This window comes from Limnohabitans sp. Rim8, from assembly GCF_943326455.1.
GTDB lineage: Bacteria > Pseudomonadota > Gammaproteobacteria > Burkholderiales > Burkholderiaceae_C > Limnohabitans_A.
The window spans coordinates 1-20316 of sequence record NZ_CALPTI020000019.1 but is presented as its reverse complement, the minus strand read 5'-3'; the positions used below and the strand labels follow the sequence as shown (position 1 = coordinate 20316).

Sequence of the window (20316 nt, the reverse complement as noted above, 5' to 3'; positions counted from 1 at the left end):
ACGCGCGGGCTTGAAAAGCCTTCCACTTCACAGGAGACACACATGCAGAAAGTCCTGCACATCAACCCGGACAAATGTACCGGCTGCTTGCAGTGCGAAATGGCCTGTTCATTTGAGAACTACGGCACATACGCCACCTCCAAATCGCGCATCAAGGTGTTCGACTTCCACCACACCGGCAAAAAAGTCCCCTACACCTGTACGCAGTGTGACGAGGCTTGGTGCCTACACGCTTGCCCTGTGGAAGCCATCACCGTGGACAAAGCCACGGGCGCCAAGGTGGTCAACGAGTCCACCTGTGTGGGTTGCAAGGTTTGCACCATCGCTTGCCCGTTCGGCACCATCAACTATGTGCAAGAGACCGGCAAGGTGCAGAAGTGCGACCTGTGCGGCGGTGACCCGGCTTGCGCCGACGCCTGCCCGACTGGCGCCATCACATTTGTGGATGCCAACTGGACCGGCATCGACAAGATGAAGCAGTGGGCTGACAAATTGGGCAATCAGCCCTCGGCCTCTTAAATCCCCCCATAAGGAGCATCAACATGTCTTGGGCTGGAAAAATTCTCCGCGTCAACCTCACGGCTGGCACCGTCAAATCCGAACCGCTGAACATGGAGTGGGCCAAAGCCTACCTTGGCTCACGCGGTCTGGGCAGCAAATACCTGATCAGCGAGATCGACCCCAAAGTCGACCCCTTGTCAGCCGACAACAAAATCGTCTGGGCCACAGGCCCACTGACCGGCACCATGGCCTCTACCGGCGGCCGCTACACCGTCATCACCAAGAGCCCGCTGACGGGTGCCATTGCCTGCTCCAACTCTGGCGGCTATTGGGGTGCTGAGCTCAAAATGGCCGGTTGGGACATGGTCATTTTTGAAGGCGCATCGGCCAAGCCGGTGTACCTGCACATCAACGACGACGAAGCCGAGTTGCGCGATGCGAGCCACCTCTGGGGCCAAAGCGTCTGGAAGACCGAGGAAATCCTCAAGTCCAGCTTGCAAGACCCACTCTTGCGCGTTTGCAGCATCGGCAAGGCCGGTGAAAACGGCGTGCTGTATGCCGCCGTGGTGAACGACTTGCACCGCGCGGCTGGCCGTTCGGGCGTGGGCACCGTGATGGGTAGCAAGAACCTGAAAGCCATCGCGGTGCGCGGCACCAAAGGCGTGGGCAACATGCAAAACCCCAAGGCTTTCATGGCCGCAGCCAAGGCAGCCAAAAAAGTGTTGGCCGACAACGCCGTGACAGGTCAGGGCTTGCCCGCCTATGGCACCCAGGTGCTGATGAACGTGATCAACGAAGTGGGCGGCTTGCCTACCCGCAACCACCGCGATGTGCAGTTTGAAGGCGCCAAAGACATCTCGGCTGAAGCCATGGTCACGCCCCGTGAGACCGATGGCAAAAAGCACCTGGTGACCAACCAAGCCTGCTTTGGTTGCACCATCGCCTGCGGTCGCATCAGCAAGATGGACGAGGGTCACTTCTCGGTCAAGAACAAGCCCGAGTATTGGGGCGCCAACGGCGGCTTGGAATACGAAGCGGCTTGGGCGCTGGGCGCAGCCAACGGCGTGAAAGACCTCGAAGCCCTGCAATACGCCAACATGATTTGCAACGAAGAAGGCTTTGACCCGATCAGCTTCGGCGCCACCATCGGTGCCGTGATGGAGCTGTATGAAATGGGTGTGTTGACCAAAGAGCAAATCGGTGTGGAAGCACCTTTTGGTTCGGCCGAAGCCTTGTGCGAGTTTGTCGACATGACCGCCAAGGGCATCGGTTTTGGCAAGGAAATTGGCATGGGCTCCAAGCGCCTGACTGCCAAATATGGCCACCCCGACCTGTCCATGAGTGTCAAGGGCCAAGAGTTCCCGGCCTATGACGGTCGTGTGATCCAAGGCATTGGCTTGGCTTACGCCACTTCCAACCGTGGTGCTTGCCACCTGCGCGGCTACACCATTGCCTCTGAAGTGTTGGGCATTCCGGTCAAGACCGAACCTACCGAGAGTGAAGGCAAGCCAGAATTGGTCAAGGCCTTCCAGGACGCGACAGCCGCATTTGACTCGGCCGGCATTTGCGTCTTCACCAGCTTTGCCTGGACCCTGGCTGATGTGGCCCCTCAGGTGCAAGCCGCTTGTGGTGAAGAGTTCACCATGGAGCACTTGAACCACATCGGCGAGCGCATCTGGAACATGGAGCGCGACTTCAACAACGCCGCTGGCTTCACCAAGGCCGATGACAACCTGCCCAAGCGCCTGATGACCGAAGCCGCCAAAACCGGCCCCGGCAAAGGCATGGTCAGCAAGTTGGATGAAATGCTGCCCAAGTACTACGACGCCCGCGGCTGGGATGGCGAAGGCCGTCCGACATCGGCCACACGGGAACGTCTGGGTTTGTGAGTTTGCCCCTGTAGGAGCGAGCCCCTGCTCGTGAAGCCTTCGCCGTAGGGGTGCGCTTCTACAGGAATCCAAGCGGCCTGCGGGCCGCTACCTGTTTCTGGAGTCCGATTCATGACCCACCACGTCATCTTGGGCGCAGGCCCTGCCGGTGTGATTGCCGCTGAGACCCTGCGCAAACATACCCCCAACGATACCATCACCTTGGTCGGTGACGAGCCCGATGCGCCGTATTCACGCATGGCCATCCCTTACCTGTTGATTGGCAACATCGACGAGAGTGGCACTTACTTGCGTAAGAGTGCTTCGCACTTTGATGAGTTGTGCATTACCCAGGTCAAGGCCAAAGTCGCACGCGTCGACGCTGCGGGCAAAACCGTGCACCTGGACAACGGCCAGTCGCTGGCATTTGACAAGCTCTTGATCGCCACCGGCTCGCACCCGGTGCGCCCACCGATTGCGGGCATGGATCTGCCCGGCGTGCACCCGTGCTGGACGCTGGAAGACGCCCGTGCCATCCAGGCGCTGGCCAAGCCCGGTGCCCGTGTGCTGCAAATGGGCGCAGGCTTCATTGGCTGCATCATCATGGAAGCGCTGGCGGCGCGCGGCGTCAAGCTCAGCGTGGTGGAGATGGGCGACCGCATGGTGCCCCGCATGATGGGCCCAGTGGCTGGCGGCATGATCCGAGACTGGTGCGAAGCCAAAGGCGTGCAGGTGTTCACCGGTACCAAAGTCGAGGGCATCAGTCAGGGCGCTGAAAAAGGCTTGCTCGGCAAGCTGGCTTCAGCGGTGGGCCTGGCCTCTGGCGATGCGGGCGGTGCGCTGCAGGTGCGTTTGTCCAACGGCCAAACCGTTGAGGCGGATCTGGTCATCAGCGCCACGGGCGTGCGCCCGGCGATTGGGTTTTTGAAGGATAGCGGCATCACCTGCCTGCAAGGCGTGTTGACCGACCAGCACCTGCAAACCAATGTGCCCGGCATTTATGCCGCAGGCGACTGTGCTGAAGCTTTTGACATGGTCAGTGGCAAAACAATTGTGAGTGCCATCCAGCCCAACGCCGCCGAGCAGGCCCGAGTGGCGGCGCTCAACATGCTGGGTCAAAAGACCGAGCTCAAAGGCGTCACACAAATCAACGTACTCGACACCCTGGGTTTGATCTCGACCAGTTTTGGCAATTGGGAAGGCGTGGCAGGCGGTCAGTCGGCCGTGTTGACCGACAAAGCCGCTGGGCGCCACCTGAGCCTCCAGTTCAAGGACGATGTCATGGTGGGCTGCAACAGTGTGGGCTGGACAGAGCATGTGGGTGTGATGCGCGGCTTGGTCGAAGGCCAGGTCCATTTGGGTGACTGGAAAGACCGCTTGATGCACGACCCGACCAAACTGATGGATGCATATCTGGACTGTGCTCAGGGCCAGGGGCGTTGGAGTGGTGCAGCCGATGCGCGTCGCCGATGAGGTGACAATCTGCGCATGAACATCACATTCAAACTGTTTGCCACGCTCACTGACTTTTTGCCCGCCGAGGCCCGTCGCAGCAACCAAGTGAGCTTGGATGTTGGGACTGACACCAGCATCAGCCAAATCATTGAGCCCTATGGCATACCGCCCAAGCTCGTGCATTTGGTGCTGGTGAATGGCAAATACATCAAGGCCGAAGACCGCGGCACCACCACTTTGATCGAAGGCGATGTGCTGGCCATCTGGCCGCCCGTGGCCGGTGGTTGACTCGGCTCATGCAATCGAGTTACGCCGAGCAATTTCAGCGCGACATGGGATGCACCGAGGCGGAGTGGCTGGGGTGGTTGCCAGTTGCCATGGGCCAATGCGTTTGGCAGCGCTCAGGCCACACCATGGTGGCCATCATCGGACAAGGTCAATTGAATGTGCAATGGCAAGTCATGCCGCCGCGCGTGATTGCGCTCATGCGTATGCCGGTGCTGCGGGTGAATTTTGATTTTCAGGGCGTGAATGCCGGCGAGCGTTACGCCTTCATGCGACCTTTTGATCTGTGCATGCAGCGCGGTGGTGGTTGAGCCATGCTGACGGTCGATGTCCTGATTGCAGGGGGTGGGCCTTTTGGCTTGATGCTGGCGATTGAATTAGGCCGACGTGGCGTTCGGACGTTGTTGGTCGACCCCAAAGCGGGCACGGCTTTCAACCCCCAAGCCAACGCCACCCAGGCGCGCACCATGGAGCACTTCAGGCGTTTGGGTTTTGCAGCCGAAATCAGGTCGCAGGGCCTGCCTGTTGACCACCCCACTGACATCGCTTACTTCACCCGTTTCACGGGCCATGAACTGGCTCGTCTGCAGTTGCCTACAGCTGCGCAAGCGACACAGGCCATCAAGACGATGCAGGGCTCGTGGAGTGCCGCCGAATTGCCGCACCGGGTGTCGCAAAAATTTGTCGAAAAAACCTTGCTTCGACATGCCCAAGCTTGCACCGCGAACGATTTGCGCTACGGCTGGACGCTCACCCACTTTGTACAAGATGAGGCCGGTGTCGATGCTTGGATCAGTCCGGTCGATGGGGGTGCAACCGTCCAGGTGCGTGCCCGCTATTTGGTGGGGGCCGATGGTGCGCGCAGCCCGGTTCGTCACCAATTGGGTATTGCTTGGGGTGGCAGCACCGGGGCCAAACGCGGGTTCATGGGGGGCAAGATGTTTGCCGTTTATTTGCGCGCCCCGGGCTTTGCCCCACTGTTTGAACACAGCAAAGCCTGGATGTATGTCACGGTGAACGCGCAGCGCCGCGCCTTCATGGCCACAGTAGATGGTGCAGGTGAATTTGCTTTCCATGCGGCGGTGCATGAGGACGAAGATGCCGACGTCTGGACCGCCGAGGATGCACAGCGCATCTTCAACCAAGCCATGGGCTGCGATGTGCCGATTGAGGTGCTGTCGATCGGCACCTGGATGGCCGGGCATGCTTTGGTGGCCGAATCGTTTCAGCAAGGGCGCGTGTTCATTGGGGGCGACGCCGCGCACCTGTTCACGCCCACCGGCGGCCTGGGCTACAACACGGCCGTGGAGGATGCGGTCAACTTGGGTTGGAAGCTGGCCAGCGTGGTTCGGGGCATGGCGCCTGCGCGCTTGCTGGACAGTTATGCCCAGGAGCGCATGCCCTTGGCGCACCGCAACACCGCTTATGCACGCCAGTTTGCCGACTCGGTGGGATTGTTTGCAGCCACCCCTGAATTGGAAGAGGCGTCAGAGCGGGGCGATCTCAGGCGTCAAATGGCGTCAGAACATCTGAACGCGCATGTGCGCCTGGAGTTCAATATTCCCGGAGTCACGTTTGGCGGTCGTTATGACGCCTCGCCGATTGTGGTGACCGATGGCAGCGTGCCGCCGCCCGATGCCGCCAACAGCTACCAGCCCAGTGCCTGCCCAGGGGGGCGGCCACCGCACGCTTGGTTGGCCGATGGCCGCTCGCTCTATGACACGTTTCACACCGAGTGGACTTTGCTGCATTTGGGGCCCACCAGTGCGAGCAGCACGGCTTTTGAGACTGCGGCCTCGAGTTTGGGCATTGACTTGAAGCGGGTCCACCACAGCGCCCCAGAGTTGCTGGCTTTGTACGAGGCGCCTTGGGTGTTGATTCGCCCGGACCAAGTGGTTGCTTGGCGAGGGCCGGACGATCGGCAGGCCTTGCAGGTCTTGCGACAGGCGTTGGGGTTCTGAAAGGCCTCAGTCGCTCAATGGCGCGCCCAGAACAAGCCCACTGTTTTGAGCCCCAGCAGTGTCAGGCCCAGCGAACCCAAAAGGTGCAATGACGCTGTGCCTGCTGCCAGTGCAAAGCGGCCTTGCTGGAGCATGGCGACCACTTCTGCTGAAAAGCTGGAAAAGGTGGTCAGTGCGCCTAAAAATCCCGTGACCAAGGCCAGTCGCCAGACTGGGTCCAGCTCGGGCAGTTGCTGGAACACCCCGACGCACACGCCCACCAAGTAGCCACCGATCAGGTTGGCCGCTAAGGTGCCCCAGGGCAAGAGGCTGCCGCTGGCGGGGCTGGGGTTGAGCCACAGGCCCAGTTGCCAGCGCGACAAGGCACCCACACAAGCTCCGATGCAAATGGCGATCACGGTGAGCACCAAGCGGCGGTTTTCCAGGTCCATCCACACCAGCACGGTCGATTGGCGGGCAAAGGCCTGCGGCAACAGCGACAGCAGCACGTCTTCCATCAGCTCGCGTTTTTCTTTTTTACCAGGCTTGCGGCCCGTGGCTGCTTCGATCTCGGCGATGCGTTCGTCATCACGCCAGTGGCCTGCACGACAACAGCCACCACCAGAGTGCCAAAAATTTGTCTCAGAGAATCCGGAACGCCATCGCAGCGACAACAGTTGGTGGCAGGGCCGCCAGTAACAATTTGCCCGCATTGACGACCCCTTCTTCAAACTTGCCCTTGAGGATGGCCACGCCTGCCGGATTGGGTGCATTGGCAATCACGGTCAGGCCTCCACCGGTCACCGCCCCGGCGACGATGGCCACCTTGAATTCGTCGCTCAAGCCTGGTACCAGCGAGGCCAGGTAGGTCAGCGCGGCATTGTCGGTGATGGCCGTCAATGCGGTGGCTCCGTAAAAAACGGCATCAGCGCTGAGGCCCATCAGCAGAGGCTGAAGCCACCACGACTGCTGCCCACCCAGAACCACCAGGCCGCCGAGGAAGAATGCCACCAACAAAGCCTCGCGAAGAATCAAACGGTCCTGGTGTGCGGCATAGGCCGTTGCGTAGCCTATGAAGAACAAAAGCAGACCCATGAATACCACCGGATGGTGGGCAAAAAGAACAATGCCCAGGAGAAAGGCCAAATGAACGGCCACTACGATGGGCGGCACTGTCATGCGCGCAGCCGTGGGCTCGCCCAAGCCCAACAGTTCACGCCGCACCAACAGTGTCACCATGGTTGCATTGACGAACACGGCCACAGCCGCTTTCCAGCCGAAGGTCTGGATCATGAAGGCCAAGTCCCACTGCCAGGTGGCCGCAACCATCAGCACAGGCGGGGCGGCAAAGGGAGTCAGCGTCCCGCCAATCGAGATGTTGACAAACAGAACGCCCAGAGTGGCGTACTTCAGTTTTTCGCTGACCCTGGCAGAGAACACCGAGTCACGCAGCATCAGCGCGGCCAATGTCATGGCTGCAGGCTCGGTGATCAAGGAGCCCAGCAAGGGCACCACCGACAACAAAAGAAAATAGTTGACCATCGCTTTGGGCCATGGCGTCAGGCGTGCGATTTGCTGCACGAGCAGGCCGCAGACCTGCAGGATGGACCGTGTGCCTGCCACCACCATGATCGCAAATACAAAGAGCGGTTCAGTGAAGTTCCGAGATTCGAGGTATTCGAGGGTGGGCGCCTTGCCCGCCAATGCGAAGAGGGCGATGGCCAGCACCATGGCCCACAGGCCAAACACCACTTCGACCTCGCCCAAGAGATGCCATACGCCGGCATGGCGCGGATGCTTGTGGGCCAGGTGTTCAAAGTATTTGGTGCTGAAAGTGTGCAGAACAGCCAAGGCAAAAATGGCGGCAGCAATCCAGGGCAGGAATGGGTGGTTCATCAGGAGGACTCCAACGGCCAAGGCCGTGCGGTGAGGCGGCCCGACCTTCACCCAACCTGATGCATGAATATCCATGCAGCACCCGCAAATATGCTATCACCCGAGGTGTCCCGTTCGATTCAGACCAAGATGAATAGGCCTTCTGGAAAGAGGCTGTTTGGCAAGGTCGCGGCTCACCCGCCTCACATTTCCCAAGCAGATGTCAGTTTGGATCTCAGATTTCAAGCGCAGAGGCTAAAAGCTCTTCAACCGGTTCCACACGAATGAAGGTTTTCCGGATCACCGCGCCCAGAGCAGACCTACGGTTTTGAGACCCAACACAGTGAGGGCCAGAGAGCCCAACAGGTGAAGTGATGCGGTGCCTGCGGCCAGCGCAAAGCGGCCTTGCTGCAGCATGGCCACGACTTCGGCAGAAAAGCTGGAGAAGGTGGTCAGAGCCCCTAAAAATCCCGTGACCAAGGCCAGTCGCCAGACTGGGTCCAGCTCGGGCAGTTGCTGGAACACCCCGACGCACACGCCCACCAAGTAGCCGCCGATCAAGTTGGCCGCCAGCGTGCCCCAGGGCAAGAGGCTGCTGCTTGCAGGGCTGGGGTTGAGCCACAGGCCCAGCTGCCAGCGCGACAGCGCACCCACACAAGCTCCGATGCAAATGGCGATCACGGTGAGCATGGCGTGGGTCCTTTCGCTGGAGTTTTACCGACGGTTAAAACGGCGGATCTTCGTCGGCAGCCGCTGCGCCCAGTTGCATCTCGCCGCCCAGGGCGGCGATCAGGCTGTCGATCAGCGGCCCCAGCAAGCCTGTGGACAGGGCCACATCGGCGTCAAACCGGTCTTCATTCTTGTCGGTGCCCGACTCGTCCATCACACCGTCTAAGTACTGCACTTTTTTCAGCTGCAGGGTGTCGGTCAGCACAAAGGCCACGCGGCCGTCCCAGCTGAGGGCCAGTTGGGTAGGCAGCTTACCTTCTAGTACGTGTTTGCGCACATCGTCATTGGCCAGGTGGTGGCGGGTGAAGCGCACACTGGCTGCGTCTTCTCCGCTGGACTTGAGCACGGTTTCGCGCTCCACCGTGAGGTCTGCTGGCCATTCGTCGGATGTGGGCGCCAGCAGCCACTGCGTCATGGCTGCTTGGGGAGAGGTCTCGGTCTGGATCAGCGACACCGACAAGCCGCCCATCACATTCATCAGCGCCGACATGACCTCGTCGGCCTTGCCTTGACTGCCTGCGCTCAGCACCAGTCGGCGGTTTTCCAGGTCCATCCACACCAGCACGGTCGATTCGCGGGCAAAGGCCTGCGGCAACAGCGACAGCAGCACGTCGTCCATCAGCTCGCGTTTTTCTTTTTTGCCAGGCTTGCGGCCTGTGGCTGCCTCGATTTCGGCAATGCGCTCATCGGCTTTGCGCCGCACCACATTGCCGGGTACGGCTTTGGATTCGATCATGAGTTTCATGATCCATTGGCCCGAGACCGATTCAACCAAGGGCCCGTGGGCTTCGCTCCGGGGCGGGACCCAGCCAATCGACTTGTCTTGGCTGGCGCCACATGCCACAAACTGCATCGGCGCGAGTGCCGCCTGCACATCGGCCAAAGTGGGCGCAAAGCCCTCGCCGATGCGGTAAACCATCACATTTTTGAACACAAACAATCCTTACTGCCCAAATGAACAACCCGTCCTTTGGGGACGGGTTGAATCATAGGGGATGAACCGACCTTGACGCTCAGAGTTTCATCTGGGTGGGCAGCCAGGTCACGATGCCCGGCACAAAGTAAATCAGCAACACCGCGCCCACCATGAGGAAGAACATGGGCATCGACACGCGTGCGATGTAGGGCAGTTGCTTACCCGTCATGCCCTGCAGCACAAACAGGTTGAAGCCCACTGGTGGCGTGATCTGGGCCATCTCGACCACAAACACCACAAAGATGCCAAACCAGATGGGATCAATGCCCGCTTTTTGGACTGTCGGCATGAGTACGCCCATGGTCAGCACCACCATCGAGATGCCGTCCAAAAAGCAACCCAAGAGGATGAAAAACACCATCAAGGCCATGATGAGGGCGAAAGGGCTGAGGCCCAAGCCACCGATCCATTCGGCCAGGTGGCGCGGCAGACCTATGTAGCCCATGGACAAGGTCAGAAATGCGGCCCCTGCCAAGATCAATGCGATCATGCAGTAAAGACGCGTGGCCCCCATCAAGGCCTGTTTGAACACCGACCAACTCATGGTGCCTTGAAGCGTGGATAAAACCAAAGATCCCACCACCCCCACTGCGGCCGCTTCGGTGGCCGTGGCAAAACCGGTGTAAATCGAGCCCAAAACCGCCGCTATCAGCAAGACGACCGGGATCAGGCTGCTCGAGGCCTCCAGCTTTTGCATGAAACTCATGGGGGCGTCACGGGGTGGGATTTGGTCTGGGTGGCGCAAGGACCAAAAAATGATGTAGCCCGAAAATAACCCGGCCAGCAGCAAGCCGGGCAAGACCCCAGCAATGAACAGTTGGGCAATCGACACGTCGGCCGCCACGCCATACACGATCATGATGATGGATGGCGGGATGAGCAGGCCCAACGTGCCTGAACCCGACAAAGTGCCGATGACCATGTTCTCGGGGTAGCCGCGTCTTTGCAGCTCAGGCAGGGTCATTTTGCCGATCGTGGCGCAAGTGGCTGCACTCGACCCTGAAACAGCCGCAAAGATGGCGCAGCCCACCACATTGGTGTGCAGCAAGCGTCCGGGCAGTGCCTGCATCCAGGGCGCCAGGCCCTTGAACATGTCTTGGCTGAGACGCGTGCGAAACAGAATTTCGCCCATCCAGATGAACAGTGGCAAGGCCGTCAAAGTCCAACTGGAGGCCGAACCCCAGATGGTCATGGCCATGGCGTCACCGGCGGGTCTGGCGGAGAACATTTGCATGCCGACCCAAGCCACGCCAGACAGCGTGAGACCAATCCACACCCCACTGCCTAAAATCAAAAACAAGGTCAGGACCAAAAGTCCTGTGATCATCATGTCATTCATGGCAGGTCATTCGTTGCGCAGCATCTCGCCGCTGTCAGGGGCGGTGCGCAGTCCTCGGATTTCGAGCACCAGTTCATCGACAAAGGCCAAAGCAAAAATCACAGTGCCCAATGCCATGACCAACTGGGGGATCCACATCGGCGTGGCATCGTTGCCGGTTGATATGTCGTGAAACTCAATGGATTGCCATACCAGGCGGCAACTGTAGAAAGCAAACAGACCCGCCAGCAAGCTGGCCAGGCCTAAACTGAAGATCTCGAAGCTCCGTCGGGCAGTGCCCTTGAACAAGCCCAGCACCAAGGTGACGCGGATGTGTTCGCCCCGCTTCAAGGTGTGTGCCAGCGCCAAAAAGCCAGCACCTGCCATCAGGTAACCGGCATAGGCATCGGTGCCGGGCACATGGACATGGAACTGCCGACTCAAGACCGACAACAGCACCATGAACAGCAGGCCGCACATGCACAGCGCTGCCAAGGCAGCGCTGCTGTCATAAATGGCGTTGAGCAGTCTTCTCATGCCATCAGCGGTTGAAAGCGTCGACGATGGCTTTGCCTTCGGCACCGGACTTCTCAAGCCACTCTTTCATGATGGTGTCGCCCACTTTTTTCATGTCGGCTTTGAGTTGCGCCGACGGAGGGGCCACCGTCATGCCATTGGCCTTGAGGGTTTCCAGTGTGGTGGTGTTGACCTTGCGTGATTCGGTCCAGCCCCTGGTTTCAGCTGCAGCAGCCGCTTTGAGCAAAGCGTCCTGCGTGGGCTTGTCCAGTGCGTCAAAGGCTTTCTTGTTGGCGATCACCGCGTTCTTGGGCAACCAAGCTTGCACGTCGTAATAGAACTTGAGGTGCTCGAACAGCTTGCTGTCCACGCCGGTGGCGCCCGATGTCATGGTCGACTCGACTACGCCCGTGGCCAAGGCTTGCGAAAACTCTGCGGCTTGAACCGTCACTGGTTGAGCACCGATCAGTTCCGCGATCCTCGCGGTTGTGGGGCTGTAGGCACGCCACTTGATGCCCTTCAAATCGGCGACGCTGTTGAGGGGCTTTTTGCTGTAAATGCCTTGAGGTGGCCAAGCCACCGAATACAAGAGCATCATGCCCTGCTCGGCCAGTTTCTTTTCCAGCAATGGCTTTTGCGCCCTGTAAAGTTTCATGGACTCGTCGTAGCTGTCAGCCAAAAAGGGCAGGCCGTCCGCACCAAAGGGTTGCCATTCGTTCTGGAAGTTGACCAGCAAAATTTCGCCCAATTGGGCTTGCCCGCCTTGCACAGCGCGCTTGATCTCGGGCGCCTTGAACAGCGATGCATTGGCGTGCACCGTGATTTTCAGCTTGCCCGCTGTGGCCTTGTCGACATCGGCCGCAAACTGGGTCATGTTGACCGTGTGGAAGTTGGTGGCCGGGTAGGCTGCGGGCAGGTCCCACTTGGTTTGGGCCGACACGAAGCCGGAAACAGCGAGCAGGCCAGCCAGCAGGCTGAGGTGAAGGGCGCGACGTTGCATGAGAACTCCTGTACAAGATGGTGATGAACGGTTCACTGGGCAGTGCAAGAAAGGTGCCCGCTTCACGCGCGCATCGGGTGCATCTGTCAGATGACCACTGTAGGCATGCTGGTGCCGATTTGTGCTCGGTGTTTTCCCTTAATGTCAACAAATTGTTGGCAAATTGTTGGTAACGGACATAGACTTTCTCATCTTTTTCAACGTGATGGAATCCATGCCACGCAAAAATTCCCTCAGCATGTCGGCGCCCTGCGCACCCCTTGTCACCAGCCCCATCGTGTCCTCGGCTCACCTGGTCTCGCCCGACAGCGCTGAGATGAGCGAGTTCGAATTCGGCTTGATCGTGGCGGGCAACGCCTTTCACCGCTGGATCATCCACTGCATGGCTGCCGCCGGGCTGAAGGATTTGACGCCGCTGGATGTGCTGGTGTTGCACCATGTGACACACCGGGCCCGCGACAAGCGCCTGGCCGACATCTGTTTCATCATGAACATCGAAGACACACATTTGGTGAACTACGCCCTGAAAAAGCTGCAAGGCCTTGGCGTGGTGGTGTCACAAAAAAACGGCAAAGACGTGACCTATGCGGCCACCGATGAAGGCCGCGCCTATGTGCAGCGCTACCGCGAGATCCGGGAGAGCTGTTTGATAGATGCGCTCAAAGCCGACGATGGCCTGAACCGAGACATTGGTGAGTTGGCCCGGTTGCTGCGCGTGCTCTCCGGCATGTACGACCAGGCTGCGCGTGCGGCGGCCTCTTTGTGATCTTGATTTTTGAATTCTGATTGTTGAACGTCCTATGACCGAATCCCACATCACATCCGCTGGTCCAAACCGTTGGCAATTCTGGATCGACCGGGGCGGCACCTTTACTGATGTGGTGGGCAAGCGCCCCGATGGCAGTCTGGTCACGCACAAATTGCTGAGCGAAAACCCAGAGCAGTACCGGGACGCAGCGGTGGCGGGCATTCGCCATTTGCTGGGCTTGAAGCCTGGCGAGCCGGTCACGCCCGAGCAGGTCGAGTGCGTGAAGATGGGCACCACGGTGGCCACCAATGCGCTGCTGGAGCGCAAAGGCGAAGCGACACTGCTGGTGACCACGCAGGGCTTTGGCGATGCGTTGCGCATCGCTTACCAAAACCGCCCGCGTTTGTTTGACCGCCAAATTGTGTTGCCCGAGCTGTTGTACAGCGCCGTGGTGGAGGCACACGAACGCGTGACGGTGGAGGGTGAGGTCTTGCAATCACTCGATGAGGTGCATTTGCGCAGCCAATTGGTGAATGTGCATGCGCAAGGCGTACGCTCAGTGGCGGTGGTTTTTATGCACGGCTGGCGTCACACAGCCCACGAGCAAGCGGCCGCGCGTTTGGCGCGTGAAGTGGGTTTCACGCAAATCAGTACCTCGCACCAGACCAGCCCGATGATGAAACTGGTCAGCCGGGGTGACACCACGGTGGTCGATGCGTATTTGTCACCCATCTTGCGCCGTTATGTGGACCAAGTGGCCAGTGAGATGCCGGGCGTGAAACTGATGTTCATGCAGTCTTCGGGCGGCCTGACTGACGCGCAAGTGTTTGCAGGCAAAGACGCCATCTTGAGTGGCCCGGCCGGTGGCATTGTGGGCATGGCCCGCACGGCCCAATTGGCGGGGCACGACAAAGTGATTGGTTTTGACATGGGAGGCACATCCACCGATGTGTCGCACTTTGCCGGGCAGTTCGAGCGCGAGTTTGAAACCCAGGTGGCCGGTGTGCGCATGCGCGCGCCCATGATGAGCATCCACACCGTGGCGGCAGGTGGTGGATCGCTGCTGGCCTACGACGGTGCGCGTTTTCGCGTCGGCCCGCAAAGCGCGGGGGCCAACCCGGGCCCGGCCAGTTACCGCCGGGGTGGGCCGCTGGCTGTGACCGATGCCAACGTGATGGTGGGCAAGGTGCAACCGAAGTTTTTCCCTTCGGTGTTTGGGCCGGACGCAGACCAGCCGCTGGACGCTGAGGTGGTGCATGGGCACTTCCAAAAACTGGCCGTGCAGACCGGGCGCGCAGCCGAAGACGTGGCGCACGGGTTCATCCAGATCGCAGTGCAGCAGATGGCCAACGCGATCAAGAAAATTTCAGTGGCACGGGGCTACGATGTGACGCGTTACACCCTGCAGTGCTTTGGCGGCGCGGGCGGGCAGCATGCTTGTTTGGTGGCCGATGCGCTGGGCATGTCGCAAGTGATGGTGCACCCGCTGGCGGGCGTGCTCTCGGCTTATGGCATGGGCTTGGCCGACCAAAACGTGATGCGTGAGGAAAGCATGGAGCGGCGACTGGATGCGGCCGCCATGCCTTTGATGGCCGAGCGCTTGCAGTCTTTGGGCGAATCCACCCGTCAGGCTTTGCTGGCGCAAATGGGCGGGGACGTGGCCAACGCCGAGCGCATCGAGCTGCGCCAACGTGTGCACCTGCGCTACGAAGGCACCGATTCGGCGCTGGTGGTGGCTTGGGGTGATCAGGCCCAGTTGGTGGCGGGTTTTGAAGCGGCGTATCGCCAGCGGTTTGCCTTTTTGATGCAGGGCAAAGCCTTGGTGGTTGAAGCCGTATCGGTCGAAGCCGTGCTGTCTGGCGACGCACCCGAAGAAGCCGTCCATGCCCTGCACCCTGAGCGCGAAGTGCCGCGCCGTGACACGGTGCGTGTGTATGCCGCCAACGTGCAAGGCGTGGCCGAGTGGATGGACGCTGCGCTGGTGGTGCGCGAAGACATGCGCCCGGGGGATGTGATCGACGGCCCGGCCATCATTGCCGAGAAAAATGCCACCACCGTGGTGGAGCCCGGCTGGCAAGCGCGACTGACCGCGCTGGACCACTTGCTGCTGGTGCGCGTGCAGGCGCGCGCGGTGCAGCATGCCGCAGGCACGCAGGCCGACCCGGTGCTTTTGGAGGTGTTCAACAACCTGTTCATGAACATCGCCGAGCAAATGGGATTGCAGCTGCAAAACACAGCCTACTCGGTCAACATCAAGGAACGTTTGGACTTTTCGTGTGCCTTGTTCAGTGCCGAAGGCCATTTGATTGCCAACGCGCCGCACATGCCGGTGCACTTGGGTTCGATGGGTGAAAGCATCCAGACCGTCATCCAAGAGAACAAAGGCCGCATGCAGCCGGGCGATGTGTTCGTCTTGAATGACCCCTACCACGGCGGCACGCACTTGCCCGACATCACCGTCATCACCCCGGTGTACCTGGACGGTCACGCCGAGCCGGTGTTCTATGTGGGCTCACGCGGGCATCATGCCGATGTGGGCGGTTTGACGCCGGGTTCCATGCCACCGTTTTCTACGCGCATCGAAGAAGAGGGCGTGCAGATCAACAACGTCAAGCTGGTCGAGGCAGGCCACCTGCGCGAAGCCGAGATGGTGGCCTTGCTGCAAAGCGGTGAATACCCCTCGCGCAATCCGGCGCAAAACATGGCCGACCTGAAAGCGCAAATCGCCGCCAATGAAAAAGGCGTGCAGGAGTTGCGCCGGATGGTTGCCCAATTTGGCTTGGATGTGGTGCAGGCCTACATGCGGCATGTTCAGGACAATGCCGAAGAGTCTGTGCGCCGCGTCATCACCAGCCTGAAAAACGGCGTTTTCACCTTGCCCTTGGACAATGGCGCGCAGATCCAAGTGGCAGTGCGCGTGAACGCGGAGCAGCGCACGGCCGAGATCGACTTCACTGGCACGAGCGCCCAGTTGCCGAACAATTTCAACGCGCCCCGGGCAGTGTGCATGGCGGCGGTGCTGTATGTGTTTCGCAGCTTGGTTCAGGATGACATCCCACTGAATGCGGGCTGCTTGAAGCCGCTGAAGGTCATCATTCCGGCTGGCTCCATGCTCAACCCCAATCCGCCCGCTTCGGTGGTGGCGGGCAATGTGGAAACCTCAACCTGCATCACCAACGCGCTGTTTGGCGCTTTGGGTGTGATGGCAGGCAGCCAGCCCACCATGAACAACTTCACCTTTGGCAATGCGCGGGTGCAGTACTACGAAACCATCTCTGGCGGCAGTGGTGCGGGGGGGCGATTTGATGCGCAAGGCAATTTGGTGGGTGGCTTTGATGGCACTTCGGTCGTGCAAACCCACATGACCAATTCACGCTTGACCGACCCCGAAGTGCTGGAGTTCCGCTTTCCGGTGCGGCTGGAGAGTTACGCGATCCGTCACGGCTCAGGCGGCGCGGGGCGGTGGCACGGCGGTGATGGCGGTGTGCGCCGCGTGCGCTTTTTGGAGCCGATGACGGCGGGTATTTTGTCCAATGGACGGGTTCAGCCGGCCTTTGGCATGGCGGGCGGGCACAGTGGCTTAGCGGGCATCAACCGCGTGGTGCGAACCGATGGCACGGTGCAAGAGCTGGCCCATATTGGCCAGGTTGAAATGCGAGCGGGTGATGTGTTTGAGATCCACACGCCTGGCGGCGGTGGTTTCGGTCAGGCTTAAAAGTTGAAAGGTGGCTGAGGCAGGTTGACCTGCTCAACCCCTTTTGCATGATGGATGTCAGTTTTTTGCGGGTGCAGGCTTGGCCGTCGCTGCATCGGCTGGCTTGGCTGCAGGCGGTTTGCCTGCGTCCTTGCTGGTTTCTTTGGTGTTTGTATTGACGGCCGATTTGCTGGTGTAGGCACTGCCCTGTATGCGCACGCCTTGCTCCGACAGGCTGCTGGCCTTTTGGGGGCCTAAGCCTTTGACCCGGCTGGTGGCATCTTCCCAGTCCTTGAACGGGGCCTTTTTGCGCTCGTCCATCACCGCCTTGGTCAGCACCGGCCCGACACCCTTGAGGGCGTCGAGTTCGACCTCCGTGGCCTTGTTCAAATCAATTTGTTGGGCCCAGGTCAGGCCTGCGAATCCGAAAGCCAGCAAGGCACCTGTGATTTTTTTCAACATGTCTGCGCTCCTTGGGTTGACTGCAAAAATGTGCAGCAAGGTGCATTGTGAAAAGCACACGGCGCGGGATGAAGGGTGATAACCCTGAATTTCTAAAATAAAAGTGTTAATTTTTAGATTTCTTCGACGCGCTTGGGGGGGTAGCTGTCCCAAGCTTGGCACCCGGGGCAGTGCCAAAAATGCTCTTTGGCTTCGAAGCCGCAAGCGGCGCAGCGGTATCTGGCCAAGGGCTTGGTGGCATGTTCCAGCGCCTTTTGCACGGGTTCTGGAAGCGATGGCTGGCCCGGCCGTGCGCCAGTCAACCATCGGCTTGCAGCCATCAAGGAGGGCTGCTTTTGCAAATGACCGAGGTAGCGGTCTAGCGCCGCTGAATCTGCAGCACTGTTGGTGGCTGTGCCCGTTTGATGGATTTCGGTGATGGCGTTGAGGACATCGATACAGGGCGCCTTTTGGTAATGGGCCTCCAGCAAGCGGTAGGCATCTTTGCCCATGTCGCAAGCCTTGGCCGCTTTCACCAAGCTGGCCGCAGCCAAAGGTGCAGCGTTGTCGTGGTGCTCAAACAGAACCGCCAAGGTGTCATAGGCTGCGCGAGACAGTCCTTGGTTCAATTGCAATTGGCCCAACAAAATGCGGGGCCTCGCGGCATGGGGGTGACTTTGAAGGGTCGCTTGCAGCAGCTCAATGGCGGCTGTCGGGTCCCCTTTTTGGACCCATTCTCTGGCCTGTTCACACTGGTAATGCGCCATGCGGACACTGAAGTCCACTTCGCCTGTTGTTTCAAGCAAGAGTGCAACTGCCGCTGCTTCGGGCCATTCACGAGAGCGTTCGTAGATGGCCATTCTGGCCATCCGTGCTTGGCCTTCATAAGTGGTGCCTTCGAGTTTGCGCAGCGCCTCTTCAGCGCGGTCGAGCAAGCCGGCTTTCAGGTAATCCAGCGCCAAGCCGTGTTGAGCCCTTTGCCGGTCAGCGTTGCTCAGGTCAGCACGGGACAACAGGTGTTCGTGCACCCTGACCGCACGGTCGTACTCACCGCGGCGACGGAACAAATTGCCCAGCGCAAAATGCAGCTCGGAGGTGTCGGGATCGTTTTGCACGGCCTCAATGAAAGCGTCAATCGCTTGGTCTTGTTGCTCGTTCAGCAGGTAATTCAGGCCCTTGAAGTAAGCGCGTGGGGCTTGACGGTTGGCCAAACGCATTTGGCGCAGATCGAGGCGCGAGGCGATCCAGCCCAAGGCAAAGGCAATGGGCAAGCCCAACAAAATCCAAGTGAAGTCAAATTCCACGGGGCACCTCTGGCGTCGTCGAAGGGGTGTCCGGTTGGGCGGCACTGGCAGCAGCAGGGCCCATTTGTTTCACGGCTTGACGCTCACGCCACCAACGGGGCACCATGCCCAAAACGCCGACCACCACACCCAAAGTAAAAGCGCACAAGACCACCAAAACAGTGGGCGCAGACCAATAAGTGCTGAAAAAGAAGTTCACACGGGTTTCTTGCTGGTTGTTCACCGCAAAAGCAAAGAGTGTGAAAAAAACAGCCGCTTTCAGTAACCACTGCAGCAGCCGAAGCAGACGTTTCATGGCGTGACCTCGAGAGATGAATTCATTCTAACGACCTGTCACCGTGCCAGGAAACCAGAGCCATAACGGCCGAGAAAGGGCTTCATTCCTTGGAGTCAGCCGCCTTTTGGGCGTGGGCGAAAGTGCCTGCATCCACGGCCTCGCGCAAGGCTTTGCCGGGTTTGAAATGGGGAACGCGTTTTTCGGGAATTTTCACACTCTCACCCGAGCGCGGGTTGCGGCCCACGCGTGGCGGGCGGCGGTTGATGGAGAAGCTGCCAAAGCCGCGTATTTCGATGCGGTGGCCTTTGACCAGCGCGTCGCTCATGGCGTCCAGCACCGTTTTGACGGCCAATTCGGCGTCACGGTGGGTCAATTGCGCGAAGCGGGCGGCGAGTTCTTCAACCAGATCAGAGCGGGTCATGGGTGCAATTCGTTGTTCGAGCCACTTGCCGGTGCCAGGCACCGACCTGAAAAAAGCCTGCCCCCATGACAGGGGCAGGCTTTTCAGACAGCAAGCGTCTTCAGATCACAGATCAGTTGTTGTCCAACTTGGCACGCAACAATGCGCCCAAGCTGGTCGTGCCAGCGTTTTCGCTCTTGGCCTGACTGGACAAGGTGGCCATGGCTTCTTGTTGGTCCACAGCGTCTTTGGCTTTGATCGACAACTGGATGTTGCGTGTCTTGCGGTCCACGTTCACCACCACAGCGGTCACTTCGTCGCCGACTTTCAACACATGGCTGGCGTCTTCTACACGGTCACGCGAGATTTCGGACACACGCAGGTAGCCGATGATGTCTTCGCCCAGATCGATTTCAGCGCCCTTGGCATCCACTGTCTTGACCTTGCCGGTAACGGTTTGGCCTTTGTCGTTGATCGACACGAAGGTGGTGAAAGGATCGGAGTCGAGCTGTTTGATGCCCAAGCTGATGCGCTCGCGGTCCACGTCCACAGCCAAGACCAAAGCCTCAACTTCTTGACCCTTCTTGAATTCGCGCACAGCGTTTTCGCCGGTTTCATTCCAAGACAAGTCAGACAGGTGCACCAGGCCGTCGATGCCGGCAGCCAAGCCCACGAACACGCCGAAGTCGGTGATCGACTTGATCGGGCCCTTGACGCGGTCGCCACGCTTGGTGTTTTGAGCGAACTCTTGCCATGGGTTGGCACGGCACTGCTTCATGCCCAAACTGATGCGGCGCTTGTCTTCGTCGATCTCGAGGACCATGACTTCGACTTCGTCGCCCAAAGCCACGATCTTGGAAGGGGCCACGTTCTTGTTGGTCCAGTCCATTTCAGACACGTGCACCAAGCCTTCGATGCCTGGCTCGAGTTCGACAAACGCGCCGTAGTCGGCGATGTTGGTGATCTTGCCGAACATGCGGGTGCTTTGT

At 59.5% G+C, this 20316-nt stretch carries 20 protein-coding genes and 1 pseudogene; 8 read left to right on the top strand and 13 right to left on the bottom strand.

Going from position 1 to position 20316, the window contains the following annotated elements; all coding sequences use genetic code 11:
* Window positions 1-42: 42 nt before the first annotated feature.
* From Q1M54_RS12225 to Q1M54_RS12200, 6 genes are all read left to right on the top strand, one after another.
* A complete protein-coding gene (locus Q1M54_RS12225; protein ID WP_019427650.1) occupies window positions 43-519 on the top strand; it encodes a 4Fe-4S dicluster domain-containing protein in 477 nt (158 codons plus the stop codon).
* A gap of 23 nt (window positions 520-542) precedes the next feature.
* Complete coding sequence (locus Q1M54_RS12220) at window positions 543-2390, top strand: aldehyde ferredoxin oxidoreductase family protein (protein ID WP_300557579.1); 1848 nt, start codon at window positions 543-545, stop codon at window positions 2388-2390.
* Window positions 2391-2501: 111 nt separating this feature from the next.
* Window positions 2502-3842, top strand: a complete 1341-nt coding sequence (locus tag Q1M54_RS12215) for an FAD-dependent oxidoreductase (protein ID WP_300557576.1) — start codon at window positions 2502-2504, stop codon at window positions 3840-3842.
* A 15-nt stretch (window positions 3843-3857) separates the two neighbouring features.
* Window positions 3858-4112, top strand: a complete 255-nt coding sequence (locus Q1M54_RS12210; protein WP_300557574.1) for a MoaD/ThiS family protein — start codon at window positions 3858-3860, stop codon at window positions 4110-4112.
* Window positions 4113-4120: 8 nt separating this feature from the next.
* Entirely contained in the window at window positions 4121-4420 is a 300-nt protein-coding gene (locus Q1M54_RS12205) for a hypothetical protein (protein WP_300557572.1), read from the top strand.
* Window positions 4421-4423: 3 nt separating this feature from the next.
* Window positions 4424-6070 (top strand): FAD-dependent oxidoreductase, encoded by a 1647-nt coding sequence (locus Q1M54_RS12200; RefSeq protein ID WP_300557570.1) that lies wholly within the window; start codon window positions 4424-4426, stop codon window positions 6068-6070.
* Window positions 6071-6084: 14 nt separating this feature from the next.
* On the opposite strand, the gene crcB (Q1M54_RS12195) is transcribed toward Q1M54_RS12200, so the two are convergent.
* From crcB (Q1M54_RS12195) to Q1M54_RS12160, 8 genes and pseudogenes are all read right to left on the bottom strand, one after another.
* Window positions 6085-6477 (bottom strand): fluoride efflux transporter CrcB, encoded by a 393-nt coding sequence (gene crcB / locus Q1M54_RS12195; RefSeq protein WP_300557674.1) that lies wholly within the window; start codon window positions 6475-6477, stop codon window positions 6085-6087.
* 6 nt (window positions 6478-6483) lie between these two features.
* Window positions 6484-6762 (bottom strand): annotated as a pseudogene (gene rdgC / locus Q1M54_RS12190) (recombination-associated protein RdgC); the annotation flags it as partial.
* Window positions 6692-7945 (bottom strand): putative Na+/H+ antiporter, encoded by a 1254-nt coding sequence (locus Q1M54_RS12185; protein WP_300557568.1) that lies wholly within the window; start codon window positions 7943-7945, stop codon window positions 6692-6694. The pseudogene rdgC and the gene Q1M54_RS12185, both read right to left, overlap by 71 nt.
* 279 nt (window positions 7946-8224) lie before the next feature.
* A complete protein-coding gene (gene crcB / locus Q1M54_RS12180) occupies window positions 8225-8614 on the bottom strand; it encodes a fluoride efflux transporter CrcB (RefSeq protein WP_300557566.1) in 390 nt (129 codons plus the stop codon).
* 34 nt (window positions 8615-8648) lie between these two features.
* A complete protein-coding gene (locus tag Q1M54_RS12175) occupies window positions 8649-9587 on the bottom strand; it encodes a recombination-associated protein RdgC (RefSeq protein ID WP_300557564.1) in 939 nt (312 codons plus the stop codon).
* A gap of 79 nt (window positions 9588-9666) precedes the next feature.
* Window positions 9667-10968: a TRAP transporter large permease subunit gene (locus Q1M54_RS12170; protein ID WP_300557562.1), complete on the bottom strand. Its 1302-nt coding sequence runs from the start codon at window positions 10966-10968 to the stop codon at window positions 9667-9669.
* A gap of 6 nt (window positions 10969-10974) precedes the next feature.
* Window positions 10975-11484, bottom strand: coding sequence for a TRAP transporter small permease (locus Q1M54_RS12165; protein WP_300557560.1), 510 nt, complete (start codon window positions 11482-11484; stop codon window positions 10975-10977).
* Window positions 11485-11488: 4 nt separating this feature from the next.
* Window positions 11489-12463: a TRAP transporter substrate-binding protein gene (locus tag Q1M54_RS12160; protein ID WP_300557558.1), complete on the bottom strand. Its 975-nt coding sequence runs from the start codon at window positions 12461-12463 to the stop codon at window positions 11489-11491.
* Between the two features lie 214 nt (window positions 12464-12677).
* Here Q1M54_RS12160 and Q1M54_RS12155 point away from each other — a divergent pair, with 214 nt between their 5' ends.
* Entirely contained in the window at window positions 12678-13229 is a 552-nt protein-coding gene (locus Q1M54_RS12155; protein WP_300557556.1) for a winged helix DNA-binding protein, read from the top strand.
* A 34-nt stretch (window positions 13230-13263) separates the two neighbouring features.
* Complete coding sequence (locus Q1M54_RS12150; RefSeq protein ID WP_300557554.1) at window positions 13264-16926, top strand: hydantoinase B/oxoprolinase family protein; 3663 nt, start codon at window positions 13264-13266, stop codon at window positions 16924-16926.
* 57 nt (window positions 16927-16983) lie between these two features.
* Here the strand turns inward: Q1M54_RS12150 and Q1M54_RS12145 are convergent, their stop codons facing one another.
* The 5 genes from Q1M54_RS12145 to Q1M54_RS12125 form a co-directional block, all read right to left on the bottom strand.
* Window positions 16984-17367 carry a helix-hairpin-helix domain-containing protein gene (locus Q1M54_RS12145; protein WP_300557552.1) on the bottom strand — a complete coding sequence of 128 codons (384 nt, stop codon included), beginning with the start codon at window positions 17365-17367 and terminating at the stop codon, window positions 16984-16986.
* Between the two features lie 113 nt (window positions 17368-17480).
* Complete coding sequence (lapB, locus tag Q1M54_RS12140; RefSeq protein WP_300557550.1) at window positions 17481-18650, bottom strand: lipopolysaccharide assembly protein LapB; 1170 nt, start codon at window positions 18648-18650, stop codon at window positions 17481-17483.
* Window positions 18640-18945 carry a lipopolysaccharide assembly protein LapA domain-containing protein gene (locus Q1M54_RS12135; protein WP_300557548.1) on the bottom strand — a complete coding sequence of 102 codons (306 nt, stop codon included), beginning with the start codon at window positions 18943-18945 and terminating at the stop codon, window positions 18640-18642. Before Q1M54_RS12135 ends, lapB begins: the two co-directional genes overlap by 11 nt.
* Before the next feature lie 82 nt (window positions 18946-19027).
* Window positions 19028-19348 carry an integration host factor subunit beta gene (locus tag Q1M54_RS12130; RefSeq protein WP_300557546.1) on the bottom strand — a complete coding sequence of 107 codons (321 nt, stop codon included), beginning with the start codon at window positions 19346-19348 and terminating at the stop codon, window positions 19028-19030.
* 112 nt (window positions 19349-19460) lie between these two features.
* Window positions 19461-20316: S1 RNA-binding domain-containing protein (locus Q1M54_RS12125; RefSeq protein ID WP_300557544.1), on the bottom strand; the 856-nt coding region annotated here is incomplete at its 5' end.

Bases quoted from the DNA above. Each gene is read 5' to 3' on its own strand.
- Q1M54_RS12215 (WP_300557576.1), top strand. From the start codon at position 2,502: ATGACCCACCACGTCATCTTGGGCGCAGGCCCTGCCGGTGTGATTGCC.
- crcB (WP_300557566.1), bottom strand. From the start codon at position 8,614: ATGCTCACCGTGATCGCCATTTGCATCGGAGCTTGTGTGGGTGCGCTG.
- Q1M54_RS12160 (WP_300557558.1), bottom strand. From the start codon at position 12,463: ATGCAACGTCGCGCCCTTCACCTCAGCCTGCTGGCTGGCCTGCTCGCT.
- Q1M54_RS12165 (WP_300557560.1), bottom strand. From the start codon at position 11,484: ATGAGAAGACTGCTCAACGCCATTTATGACAGCAGCGCTGCCTTGGCA.
- Q1M54_RS12205 (WP_300557572.1), top strand. From the start codon at position 4,121: ATGCAATCGAGTTACGCCGAGCAATTTCAGCGCGACATGGGATGCACC.
- Q1M54_RS12155 (WP_300557556.1), top strand. From the start codon at position 12,678: ATGCCACGCAAAAATTCCCTCAGCATGTCGGCGCCCTGCGCACCCCTT.
- Q1M54_RS12185 (WP_300557568.1), bottom strand. From the start codon at position 7,945: ATGAACCACCCATTCCTGCCCTGGATTGCTGCCGCCATTTTTGCCTTG.
- Q1M54_RS12150 (WP_300557554.1), top strand. From the start codon at position 13,264: ATGACCGAATCCCACATCACATCCGCTGGTCCAAACCGTTGGCAATTC.
- Q1M54_RS12135 (WP_300557548.1), bottom strand. From the start codon at position 18,945: ATGAAACGTCTGCTTCGGCTGCTGCAGTGGTTACTGAAAGCGGCTGTT.
- Q1M54_RS12200 (WP_300557570.1), top strand. From the start codon at position 4,424: ATGCTGACGGTCGATGTCCTGATTGCAGGGGGTGGGCCTTTTGGCTTG.
- Q1M54_RS12210 (WP_300557574.1), top strand. From the start codon at position 3,858: ATGAACATCACATTCAAACTGTTTGCCACGCTCACTGACTTTTTGCCC.
- Q1M54_RS12225 (WP_019427650.1), top strand. From the start codon at position 43: ATGCAGAAAGTCCTGCACATCAACCCGGACAAATGTACCGGCTGCTTG.
- Q1M54_RS12220 (WP_300557579.1), top strand. From the start codon at position 543: ATGTCTTGGGCTGGAAAAATTCTCCGCGTCAACCTCACGGCTGGCACC.
- Q1M54_RS12170 (WP_300557562.1), bottom strand. From the start codon at position 10,968: ATGAATGACATGATGATCACAGGACTTTTGGTCCTGACCTTGTTTTTG.
- Q1M54_RS12145 (WP_300557552.1), bottom strand. From the start codon at position 17,367: ATGTTGAAAAAAATCACAGGTGCCTTGCTGGCTTTCGGATTCGCAGGC.
- Q1M54_RS12130 (WP_300557546.1), bottom strand. From the start codon at position 19,348: ATGACCCGCTCTGATCTGGTTGAAGAACTCGCCGCCCGCTTCGCGCAA.